Here is a 12,863-nt window from a genome sequence, read left to right as displayed (position 1 = left end):
AGGGTTGAGGCATGCCTCTTTCTTTAAGATCTTCTTCTTTTTGCTTTTTGGCTTGCTTATGCAGCTCTGGGTGGGTTGCTGCCCAAACCATAAATCAAACTAACCTTACGCCTCCTTTGTATGATATAGGGGAAGCTTTTTACCTTACCTCTAATTGTTTCATCGAAGATGTCTATGGAGCAAAGTTCCCTTCATCTTTCTTAGGATCAAGTTCAAACCTTAGCATATTTGGGAAACGGCGTTCATTAACATTTACGCAATGTCATGCTCCTGCAAAAGAAGGTGCTTCATTAATCTCAGCTACAGAAGCTCTTACCTTATCCAATCTTTCCAAGCTTGTACTTAATGAAAACATCTCTACGGGAAAGCATGGGCTAATTTCCGGAAAAAATATCTCGATTACCTCCTCAAAAGCGGTAACCGTAACCAATAACAGAACCCCCTACACTCCTGTAGTTACAGAATCTTCGCCTCCTGATTCACTTACGGTAAACTGTTTTTGTGGTTCCGCAGTTCATACAACAACAAGCTTAAATATTACGAATATTCGTAATCAAATTACCTTTGACAGCAACTCAGGAAACTTTGGATCAGCACTTCTTAATGATACAGACGCATCCTGCAATATTGAAAATAACTCTGCTGCTATCTCGTTTTCTCAAAACTTTGCTGCTTGCGGTGGTGGAGCTATTTATGACGGAACTGTCACATTTAAAAATAACTCCGGACCCATTGCCTTATCAGGCAATACCGCAGCCAATGGTTTGCTAACTAAAACTCCAAATCCTCCTAAAGTCATAGGCGCAGGTTGTGGAGGAGCCATTTGTGTCCCCACAAAATCTGTTTCCTTTGTGGGCAATACTGGCGGTTGTAATATTTGCTGCAATCTTGCTCAAAAAGATGGCGGAGCTATTTATGCAACCACATGTACCTTTTCAAATAACTCCCCTACACATATCACGAAAAACTCCGCCAAGGAAAATGGTGGGGCTATTTGTGCCAAAGTCCTGACAATAAACGCTCAGGGCCCTATGGTGTTCTTCAATAACAGAGCACAAAAAGGTGGGGCTATTTATATCGATTCCGCTGTTGGCAATACCTCGGATCCTGATACTTCTACCCTAAGTTTAACAGCAAAATCTGGAGATATGGTCTTTATCGGCAATATGCTCAATGGTTTCCCAGGAGTACGCAATGCTATCCATGTGGGGGAAAATAGTAAGATCACAGCTCTTAATGCTTCCGGTCTCTCTAACCTGATCTTTCATGATCCCATCACCGACGTAGGACCTGCAACAATGGCTCGTGCTGGCTCGCCAGATACAATCACTGTGAATTCCTCGGGTCATTCTGGATCAGTAAAGTTTACATCAGAAACTCTGACCATATCGGAGAAATTACATCCCGCAAATACGACGTCATCTCTCTTCGGAAAAGTAGTTATCCAAGATGGACAGCTTATTGTAACTAACAACGCTAAGCTCAATGTGCTTGGTTTAACTGCTGAAACAGGAAGGTTAACTTTAGGTTCTGGAGCTAGTATCGGGTTATTATCAACAACAGGTGATTCTCCAGCTGCTGAAAACTTCACGATTAAAAAGTTAGGATGCAATATACAATCCTACCTAAATCCTGACTTTGTTCCTGCTTCTGTAACAACATCTAACAGCAAGACAATTACATTATCCGGCTCCCTAGACTTAGTCTCTGAAAATGATTCTGAGCTGTACGATAATCCCCTATTACAAGAGGCAGTGTCTTTTCCTTTTGCTACCTTCACAAGTAACGATACTGATCCAACCAAAAGTGACTTCACTGAAGGGCCTCTCACTGTTCCTCAGCACTACGGCTACCAAGGAGTTTGGTCATCCTCATGGACAACACCTCTACTTGCACCTACGCCTAGCGGAGGTATTCCCTCAGGAACAAATAATCGAACACTTTATGTTGTATGGAGACCAGAACCTACACACCGTGCTCCCTACATTTTAGCTCCCGAACGTCGTGGTGAAATTGTATCGAATACGCTGTGGACCTCCTTCTTAGCAACTCAAGTATTTTCAGAAGCTTTAGAAGAGACCTTCTTAAGCCAACACGAAGGTGTTCTTGTTTCTGCAAAGGCTATAGGAAATTATATCCTCCATCCTATACATAACGGTCATGAAGGATTCAAAGGACGATACGGAGGATATCAAGCCTCTATCGGAATCAACTATCCTGACGAAGCTTCTATAGGACTCGCTTTTGGTCAGCTCTATGGTCAAGTAAAGAGTAAACCTTACGATACACATAGCACAGAGCAAATCAGCTTATTCGCTTTCTTCGGGAAGTTTCCTGTAGCTACAGAAAATACGGCAACGAGTATCTCCTGGGAAGCCGCTTATGGTTACACAGTAAACCATATGAAAACAAATTACCTAAACCCTATCACCCAAAAAACGAGAAAATCTAAAGGACGTTGGCACAATAACACCTATTATGCCTCGGTATCTGTAGAACATCCGTTCTTAACCTGGTGCACACTCACACGTAAAGTGGCTCGTGACTTTGATTTCTCAGGGTTCATATCCGCAGAATTTATGGGTGGTTGGCAAAATGCATTTGCAGAACAAGGATATCTGCCAAGGAGTTTCTCCCGAGGTCGTGGTCATAACATCACACTACCTATAGGATTCACTTCAGAATGGCATACACCATTTAAGAAAGCTCCTTCAACACTCACATTAAAACTCGCTTACAAGCCAGATATTTATCGTGTGAATCCTCATAACGTAGTCACCATTCTAGCGAACAACGAAAGCATTCCTATATCAGGAGCGCATATCACTCGTAATGGATTCTATCTACAGATTCATGACAGTGTAGAGCTTTCCGAATATACAACAGGATTCTTAGACTACGTCTTTGACTCCAAGAAATCTTTCGCAAGCCATCGTGTCATCACAGGTTTGCAAGGAAAATTCTAAATCAACTACCGAGAGAAATTTTCTTTGCCCTAGGGGAATTTCTCTCCTTTCCTTTAACAACTCCTTCTGTACACCATCCTCCACCTCAGAATCCTATCCCAAGCGTTTTCCAAAGAAACGTTCTCTGCATCTAGACACGTCAATCAACATCTGAAAGCCCTCTCAGCACTATAATAGCGAATCGTCTGAAACGAAAATAACGATAAGCTGCAATCAATATAAATCTAAAGTGGCAAATACTTTTAAACTCATCGATATACACAATTTAAAAAACTTTTAATAAACAATGCTGCTTAGAACAAACAAAATATAATCTATATATTCCCAAAATGTTTGATTATCTGTAGATTGTTTAAGAGAAATCCCCCAAAACTCACACGACCCTCTCAGCACGACTATCCACAACACGATTATCTAAGGGGATTACGTTGATAATTTACATAAGCCCTAAGAGAACGACATGAAATCCACAATTACAAAATACTTAACATCTATTAGTCTGACTTTTGCATTATGCACTAATCTATACGCTGATGATGCCTCTCAAACTTCCGAAATCCAAGAAAATCAAGATACACAAATACAAATCGATCACAAAAGTGATTCCGTAAGCAATATCTTCTGGCAATCTACTTATGCAACCATGTGTGGAATGAATGCTGGTAGAGTATCTGTAGACTCTCTGAGCGATCGTGCTTTTAATATTGAAGGTGGTGCTTTAGGTCTCTGTCTTTACCAAAAAGATGACATAGAAAAGCGCGGATTCCATATGGATGGGACCGGATTCTACACAGGAATCTCTGCAGAAGCAGCTTCTCGATATAAAGTTGGCTTTCATTTTGTAGCTCAGAATACTCATGCCATGGCAAACGCTAGTCATAATGAAGTCACAACAGATTACCTATCTTTAGGAAGTCAATGGCAAATCAACTGTTTCCAAGGGAAACTCATCCTAGTAGGAAATTATCTCTATACCCTGGGAAATCATCAGATAAATCCTACGGATAGTCAGCGTGTAGAAGATTGTTGTGATGCCTTTGAAAGTCAAACAATAGGAAACTCACTTTCCTGTTACTTCCCTATAAAAGCTAAAACAAATCATCGCCTCACTGTCACTCCTTTTGTCTGCTATCAAGCGTTTTCCTCTAGGCTAAACAAAATCCAAGAACAAAGCACTTACCTACAGACTTTATTAGCATCTGATGTTTTTCTTGATGTGAGCTTACCCTTCGGATTACATAATGCTCTCGTCTTCCACGGATGTTGTCCATCAGTTTGGGAACTACAAGTTGCGTATAAACCTACCGTCTTCCGCACAGTACCTGTCGTTGACTCGATAGTCGTTGCAGATAACAGCTCTTGGACTTCTTCACCTATAGACGTAAGCTACCACGCATTTTCTATAAATTTCAGAAATAATATCCAACTACTGAAACACCTGCATATCAACTGCAATTATCAGTGTGATATCTCCTCGTCTACATGTAACCATTATCTACTTGCTGGAGGAAAACTCTCCTTCTAAAGTCTCTACAGACTCTAAAAAAGACAGAATCTTTAGCCTGTATTGAAAAATACGAATGCAGGCTGTCTAAAAAAGTTTGTTTTGCGGAAAAACAAACTTTTTTTATTTGCTTGAATGCTATCCCCCATGAATAAGGCACCGTTCTTGATAACAAGAGCTGATTCAAAGTGCCGAGATCTTTCCACACGATACTGAAAAGTACAGATTATCATAGCTCTATAAAAAACTAGACAATCTTACATTCATTGCAGTATAGGGAGAATATGTGTGGTCTCTGATCTTTGTTGTCCCAGTATGTGCCCCTATCGTCGTTCTTTATTTTACTTGATCAGTTTTAGTCTTTGCTCGTACGAGCTCATTTGCCTTGCTAAGGATAAAACCATCCCCTCTTCCTATACCGTCTCCAAATCTGGCTACAGCCATCCGTTGTCACCATTTTTTGGAATTGACGGGAGTATCTATACGCCTCCGGCAAACTATGGCCTTCTCCATAATGCGGAGATGGACATAGATATCTCAAACCAAAAGTATTTTTACATTAACTACCAATACTTCCAAGACAATGGAGGCGCGGTCACAGCTAAAACTCTAAACATCTCCAAGAATACCGGGCCTCTAGTATTTCGAGAAAACACTACTAACAACAATGGCGGAGCTATATTCTCTACAAATTGTAATATTACAGATAATAAACAACAGTGTTGCTTTATCAATAATGCGACTACTGTAATCAGCTCACCATCTAATAAATCTGGAGGTGCTATCCAGTGCTCACAACTCAGCATCTCTAATAATCAAGGCCCCTGTAAGTTCATAAATAATGTTAGCATGCAACAGGGGGGGGCTATTTCTTCTAACAACGTACAGATTACTGATAATTACGGCCCGATCATTTTAATCAGTAATAAATGTACTATGAACCAAAGTAAAGGGGGGGGCATCTATGGTGAGAATTGTTATATTACGTCGAATCATGCTCCTATAACATTTATGGACAATCAATCTGGTTGTAGTGGGGGGATTTTTTCAGAAGAGGATTGTAATATTTCATACAACTCCGAAATTATCAAGTTCCTCTATAACTCAAGCCTATACCAAGACAAAATAGGGAAGGAAACTGGGGGTGGGGCCATTTTTTGTACTTCCTGTACCATTACCAATAACCTTAAAGGAGTTATTTTTGAAAATAACGATTCAAAACGCAGTGCAGGAGCCATATTAGCTCAGAATCTGACCATCCAAGATAATGGTCCCGTATTATTTTTAAACAACACGGCCAGATGGGGGGCGGCTCTCCAAAGTCATGGAGACGCACCCAAGTTTTATCTATCAGCAGATTACGGAGATATTGTATTCAAAAGAAATATATCGTCAAAACCTGGGACAGTTTATAGAAATGCCCTCCACTCAACCCCTAATATGAATCTGAAAATAGGGGCTAGACAAGGTTATGAAGTCAAATTCTATGACACTATTGAAAACGAACATCCTAGCACATCAGTTGTCATATTTAATCCAGAAAATTACCATTTAGGAACGGTTTTATTCTCAGGAGCGGATCTCTCTCCAGATGAAACTAATGAAAGAAGCTATTACAGCTTCCTAAGAAATACATATCAAATCGCCCACGGAGTAGTTGCTGTAGAAGATAAAGCTGGTTTAGGAATTTATAAAATCTCGCAAGAGGAAGGTATTTTACGCCTAGGCAATAATGCAGTAATTAGAACCTTAAAAACCGGTACCAGTTCTGATTCGAACAATGAGACATCTGTTGGTTCTGTTCTAAGCTTTACTAAACTAGCTTTAAACCTGCCTTCTATTCTTGTTCAAGGTGCGAATGCTCCAAAAATTTGGATGTATCCCAATAACCAGACAAGCAATGGAAGTACAACATACGTTGAAGACAATAACCCAACAATAACCCTTTCCGGCCCCCTGCTTCTCCTTGATAGCGATAATCAAGACCCTTACGATTCTCTAGATCTTTCCAGTGGCATCACACGTGTCCCTCTGCTCTATCTTTGTGATAACGAAAACAAAAAGATTAATATTGAAAATCTAGATATCCAAGCCATGAATGAGACACATCACTATGGTTACCAAGGTATCTGGTCTCCATATTGGGAAGAATATACAACTGAAGCAAATAACACATCTCCTGAAACAGCAAACACAAGCCATAGATACCTCTACACAGATTGGACACCCACAGGATACATTCCCAATCCCATATATCGCGGAGATCTTGTTGCTAATGCTCTTTGGCAATCCGCCTATAATGTTACAACAGGCTTACACACTTTAGAACACTTCCCTCACAAAATACCAAATAGAGAAATTTCTGGAGGCGGTTTAGGTGCCTATGTCTTACAAAAAACACGCAACTCCCAACAAGGATTCCAGCTATTCTCCAAAGGTTACTCTACAGAAATCGCAGGATCTACAGAAACACATCATAATTTCGCTTTGAGTTTCGCTCAATTCTACAGCGAAATAAGAGAAGCTAAATTCAAAAATAAGGTCTCCTCTAATTGTTACTTTGCTGGAGCACAAGTACAGATCCCTCTATTTGATGAGAATATTCTCACTTCTGCTTCTCTAGGTTATGTCTATTCTCATAGTCATGTAAAAACAAAAAACCCAACACTCAAGACAACTTCAGAAGGGCATTTTCATGGCCATACTATAGGAAGTGAAATCTGCTGTATGCTTCCCGAAAGTGACATATCTCATCTACAGTTCCGGCCTTTCATAAAAGCTCTTGGCATTCATGCTATACAAGAAAGTTTTAAAGAAACTGGAGAACAAATCCGTAGTTTTGAAATAAAACACCCTTTAATCAATGTGACTCTTCCTATAGGAATCTCTTGTCAGACACAACATGAAGCCAATCTAAAAACTGATTGGAAGTTCCAACTTGCTTATACCCCAACCATCTACAGACAAAAACCTGAAATTCTTACTACACGATGGATAAGTAAAGGCTCATGGACAACTTCTGGAACGCCTGTCGATTACCATGCAGGTTCTATAGCTATAAACAACACCACAAGCCTCTTTGACAGAATAAGCTTGAGCATCAATTATCGTGGTGATTTTTCTAAATCTACATTATGCAACTTCTTAAACATAACAAGTGAACTACAATTTTAGACCTAGAAAATAAGTATCTCTATGGAAATTAAATCATCTACTCTCTTTAGCACTTGTCTTCTTACTTCGCTCTTATCTTACTTACCACTATTCTCAGAAGTCGATCTAAAAGATATAGATGCTTTAACTGCCCAACTTCTCGGATATGAACAACTTTTTGATCCAGGAATATTCTCTGATATCCTGGAATCACAAAACACTCTAAATGGTTCGAGATTTTCTTCTGATGCCTGTATTATTGAGAATTACAATAACATTGTCTGTACGAAACAAATAACTAATTCAAGCGGAGCTGTTTTCAATACATCATCTCTTACTTTAAGAAACAATACCGGCGATATAAAATTTATCTATAATATTGCAAATAATAAAGGCGGTGTTATCTATACTACAGCAAGCTGTAGTATTCGTGAGAATTCATCGACACAATACTTCATTGGTAACCAAGCTATTTCTATCGAATATGCTGAAGACCTAGGTACTAACTTTGGTGGATCTATATGCTGCAACGGGTTTGAATTAACCAAAAATTCTGGTCCCATTTGCTTTGCCTATAATAAAGCAAGAGTAAAAGGCGGCGCCATATCTTCAGATTCTTCATTAAAAATAAGCGAAAATTCTGCGCCGATTTTATTCTTAAATAATCGTTCTTTTTTTCATGCAAAGAACTTACGTTCAGCAATCACAAAAGCTATAGGCGGAGCCTTATCCTGTACAAATTGTGAGATCTCAGCAAACTCCGCCCCGTTGTACTTAATTGCTAACTCTTCCCCTCTTGGAGGAGCCTGTTATGTCGAGCAAACCTGTACAATTAAAAACAATACGGATTTGATTCTCTTCGCGAATAACTTTAGTTCATGTGTATATTCTCGATCAGATATTAGCTCCGGGGGAGCTATTACTTGTGCACAATTAACAATAGAAGATAATCCTGGATCTATTTCCTTTAATAACAACTCTGCAGACCTTAACGGTGGAGCTATATATTGTAGTCAGTTAATGATAAACAATAGCGGCCCTATTCAATTTACTAATAATCAAAGTACATGGGGCGGAGCTATACTCATTAAACAAAACGGATCTTGCACTATATCAGCAGATCATGGCGATATTCTCTTCACCAATAACTCTGGTATTAAATCCTCGGTATCACATAGAAATGCAATACATTGCACTGAAAACATAACACTAAAAATTGGTGCTAAGAAAAACTATGCTGTGAGATTCTATGATCCTATTGAATGCATCTACTCAGCGAGGAGTATTATCTTCAATGAGCAAGAAGATCAGCAAGGGACTGTTCTCTTTTCATCCAAGTTTCTTCCTTCTTCTGTAACAGAAGAAAAGAGTTATACTAGCTATATATCCAACCCTATAGAAATCAAAAACGGTGTCTTGGCTATTGAAGACGGCGCTCATGCAGCTGTTTATAAAATTACTCAAGGCAAAAGTATTTTACGTCTCGGCAATAACGCAGTTATCCAAACTAAAGCGGCAACTACAACTCGAACAGTATCCCAAGACGATCCAGCAGAAACAGAAGCTGAGGATGGAGCGGTTCTCAGTATCCTCCCTCAACCATCGGCACTACCACGATCTCTAACAGCACCAAAGCAATCAGAACCTAGTCTACTATCCGTGGGTGCTGAATTCCAAATTAAGAGTCTTGCTTTAAACCTTCCTTCGCTTTTACAAAAAGGTGCTAAAGCTCCAAAAATTTGGATTTATCCTGTAGCGGTTTCTACAAATGGTACAACCTCGTACCAGGAAGACGCAAGTTCCTCAGCGACAATTTCAGGACCCCTGCTTCTCTTGGATAGCGAGAATCAAGATCCTTACGATTCTCTAGATCTCTCCAGTGGCATTACACGTATCCCTCTCCTCTATCTTTGCGATAACGCAACTCCGAAAATTACAACTACAGATTTGGATATCCAGGCTATTAACGAAAAACAGCATTATGGCTATCAAGGAGTCTGGTCTCCGTATTGGGAAGAATATACAACTGAAACAAAGGGAACGTCTCCCGACACCACAAATACAAACCACAGATACCTTTATGCAGATTGGACGCCTACCGGCTACATCCCTAATCCAAAATATATAACCCCTCTGATTGCCAATGCTCTCTGGGGGGCGTTTTATACTACCCTTTCAGGACTACGTACGCTAACTTCTGCAATAACTGAGCCTAACTATTTCGCAATGGGCGGCCAAGGCTTAGTCATGGCTACCCACCAAGCACATCGCTTAGGTATACCGGGATTCCGCATGAAATCTGCAGGATATTCCGTAGGAACAACAGCAACAACAACAAATAACCATAGAATCTCTTTAGCCTTCGTTCAACAATCCGCTCATATAAAAGAAAAAGATTCGAAAAATAAGCTCTCTTCAAACAATTACTTCGGAGGCTTGCTCATACAGCTGCCTTGGTTAGATGAGAGTATAATTACATCTGCATCTCTAGCCTATAATTACGGATCCCATACAGCAAAACATTTCTATATCGAGGACAACAAAAAGTCCGAAGGAGATTTCTATACACACAGCATTGCAGGAAGCGTTAACTGCATCCTAAATCTCATGAACAAAGACTTTGCAATAACTCCATTTATAGAAGTTCTTGCATTTAGAGCGACTTTATCTAGCTTCGTAGAACAGGGTGATTTCCCCAGAGCATTCACCTTAAAGCGGCCGTTAACCAACATTTCCCTAGCCTTGGGATTCATGATACAATGGACGCGTAATGCCTACCTACCAACGATCTGGCAAGCGCAACTCGCGTATCAACCCGTGGTATTAAAACATTACCCTAAAGTATTAACAACACTACTTGTAAGTAATGGAACATGGCCTTCCTTAGGGACGCCAACCTCACGACATGCTTTTGCATACAAAGTAGAAAACGAAACTATGATTTTCCCCTATCTGAAAATCTTTCTCAACTATCAAGGAGATCTCTCCTCTTCTACTTTCTCTCATTACCTAAAAGCAGGCAGTGCATTAACCTTTTAGAAATAAAAAAATAAGGCTATAGAATTTGTTCTATAGCCTTATTAAGATCCTTATTTACGTTTACCTTTCCATACATTACTCATACCACTTTGCAGCCGGCGTACCAATTGCATGACCCGATTATTTCCATAAGGACTTGGTGGTGGTGTTTCAAGAGGAGGTAATAGCGGTAAAGGTCGATTTTCCGCAGCGTAACGTCTTCGCCCTTCTTCAAGACCAAAATCTGCAGAACTCGCAGTTGTCCACATCCCTTCGCGAATCCTATCGTTCTCCTCAATTAACCTATCGATATACGATGCTGAGTAAACAGCTGATAAAGCATGACCAAATCCAGGAGTTACGCCAAAAACACCATCTCGCGCAGAATTTGGTATCATATAACCGTTCTCATCTGATTCACTCGGGGTTGAATACGATCTAGGAATATCATATAGACCCGGAGCACCTCTTGGAACTTCATATAGAGGAGAAGTTCGTGGTGTATCGTATATAGACTCTTCCTGAGGAGAGTCTTGTAGCCCACTCATATCTTCATAAATCACACTATCTTCCTCTAAAGGCAGATCGCCAATTCCTCTAGGACGCATCGTTTGATAGAACGAATTCTCCTGCATTTTTGGCATAAAATCTTTAGCAGGAATCTCTTCATAAAGACCTTCTTCTTCTAGTCGCTCTGCTTCTTCACCGAATCCATCCCCAACACGAGTCATGTAGACAACTTCAGGAATTCCGTCTGCCCAAGCCTCTACTACACTCCTAGGGATAACACAATTATCCCCAGATGAATCTGAACTACTCGAATCGGTATACTGCGTAAGCAACTCTCCTACTCCTGGAGAGACATCATCCTCATCGATGAGTAATTGATAATCACTATCTTTTAAAGTTCCGCGACGCCTTACAAATTCTCCTAATGCTCTTAGTCCATTTCTCACTAAACGAGATAAACCAATTAAACTATTCCTAATCACAATAAAGAGGTTTTTGATTCCTAAGATGAGCTTATCAAGAGCTCCGCGAATTCGTTCTCTTAAATCGGGTGTGACATTTTCTGAAATCCCTGCATCAAACGTGGCACGCATACTCTGCGCTTCATCTAAGACTCTCCGTACTTCAGGGCTGAGCTCACCTAAAACACTATCAGCGTCATGTCCCGTATCTATCATACTCACAAGATCTTCTTCAGGAGTTCGGGATAAATCCTGATAATTATCTACAAGTATAGACTCTCCAAGTTGATCCACATGTTTTGCCGAAGCTGTCTCATCAAAAGAACCATCTAGTAAGTTGTATCTATCAGAAGGCAACTCCGCTCCTGCAGACACCATCTCTTGGATATAGCCTTGATATGTGTCCACATATTGCGCAAATAGAGTACGCTCGCTTTCATTATCCGTTTCATCCATCATCTTAGTGAATCGTTCCACCATATCTTGTAATTCACTAAGACTCAAACCGACTCGACCATCGACAGGAGTTTCTTGTTGTTTATTGGTGTAATCCCACCAACCACGAACACGCTTTGCTAATCCGTGATTTTTGGAAGTCTTCGATGACGATTCTGCATCTGAAGAATGTTCTATATCTACCAAATCCCCGACTACAGCATCTCCTTCTATATCTGCAACATCTGTATCTCCTGAATCGATCCCTAAGCCCTCGCCTTGAGATTGAAAATGGGTGTGTACAGCTCTAGCCTCGGGGAGACGTTTACCATATTTTTTATAACCAGGAATTTCGGGAGAGGAAATCGTTGTAACAGATTCCTTGCTGGTTTTCTTTCCGAATATTCCCTTTACGGCATCCCACATACGTCCGAAGAACCCAGATTTTTGGCCTCCTTTTTGCGAAACAGATGATCTCGCTTCGACCTCTTCAGGGTTGTGTACTTGAAAACCACTTTGCATGAGCATATGAGCTCTTTCTTCTATTGAGCTAGGGCCGTGTTCTCCAGATTCACTTCCATAAACTATATCATGCCCTCCGAATTTACTCGACTCAGAACGCTTATCATCATCGCTATCAGGAGGAGGGATGTTGCTCGGTCCTCCTCTACCTCCAATTCCACTTACCCCCGCCATATGTATGCCTCTTTTAATATTAAAGATAAAAAATGAATTATTATTATTTTAATTTTATCAATATTTAATTATTAAAATAATAAATAGATAAATTTTATTATAAATAGAAGAGAATGACCC

Annotated in this window: 5 protein-coding genes; 4 read left to right on the top strand and 1 reads right to left on the bottom strand. The window is 40.1% G+C overall.

Annotated elements, in window-relative coordinates; translation table 11 throughout:
* The first annotated feature begins 11 nt into the window (after nucleotides 1-11).
* From FI836_RS04125 to FI836_RS04110, 4 genes are all read left to right on the top strand, one after another.
* Nucleotides 12-2,966 (top strand): polymorphic outer membrane protein middle domain-containing protein, encoded by a 2,955-nt coding sequence (locus FI836_RS04125; protein ID WP_014943731.1) that lies wholly within the window; start codon nucleotides 12-14, stop codon nucleotides 2,964-2,966.
* A 460-nt stretch (nucleotides 2,967-3,426) separates the two neighbouring features.
* Nucleotides 3,427-4,491 carry an autotransporter outer membrane beta-barrel domain-containing protein gene (locus tag FI836_RS04120; protein ID WP_014943730.1) on the top strand — a complete coding sequence of 355 codons (1,065 nt, stop codon included), beginning with the start codon at nucleotides 3,427-3,429 and terminating at the stop codon, nucleotides 4,489-4,491.
* Nucleotides 4,492-4,758: 267 nt separating this feature from the next.
* A complete protein-coding gene (locus FI836_RS04115; RefSeq protein ID WP_014943729.1) occupies nucleotides 4,759-7,644 on the top strand; it encodes a polymorphic outer membrane protein middle domain-containing protein in 2,886 nt (961 codons plus the stop codon).
* A 21-nt stretch (nucleotides 7,645-7,665) separates the two neighbouring features.
* Nucleotides 7,666-10,662: a polymorphic outer membrane protein middle domain-containing protein gene (locus FI836_RS04110; RefSeq protein WP_139934584.1), complete on the top strand. Its 2,997-nt coding sequence runs from the start codon at nucleotides 7,666-7,668 to the stop codon at nucleotides 10,660-10,662.
* Nucleotides 10,663-10,712: 50 nt separating this feature from the next.
* On the opposite strand, the gene FI836_RS04105 is transcribed toward FI836_RS04110, so the two are convergent.
* On the bottom strand, nucleotides 10,713-12,743 hold the full coding sequence (locus FI836_RS04105) for a hypothetical protein (protein ID WP_139934583.1): 2,031 nt from the start codon (nucleotides 12,741-12,743) through the stop codon (nucleotides 10,713-10,715).
* Between the last annotated feature and the right edge of the window lie 120 nt (nucleotides 12,744-12,863).

This window comes from Chlamydophila parapsittaci, assembly GCF_006385615.1.
Taxonomy (GTDB): domain Bacteria; phylum Chlamydiota; class Chlamydiia; order Chlamydiales; family Chlamydiaceae; genus Chlamydia; species Chlamydia psittaci.
Note: the sequence above shows the minus strand (reverse complement) of the source record. Positions and strands in the feature narration are given on the sequence as shown.

Bases quoted from the DNA above. Each gene is read 5' to 3' on its own strand.
- FI836_RS04120 (WP_014943730.1), top strand. From the start codon at position 3,427: ATGAAATCCACAATTACAAAATACTTAACATCTATTAGTCTGACTTTT.
- FI836_RS04105 (WP_139934583.1), bottom strand. From the start codon at position 12,743: ATGGCGGGGGTAAGTGGAATTGGAGGTAGAGGAGGACCGAGCAACATC.
- FI836_RS04125 (WP_014943731.1), top strand. From the start codon at position 12: ATGCCTCTTTCTTTAAGATCTTCTTCTTTTTGCTTTTTGGCTTGCTTA.
- FI836_RS04110 (WP_139934584.1), top strand. From the start codon at position 7,666: ATGGAAATTAAATCATCTACTCTCTTTAGCACTTGTCTTCTTACTTCG.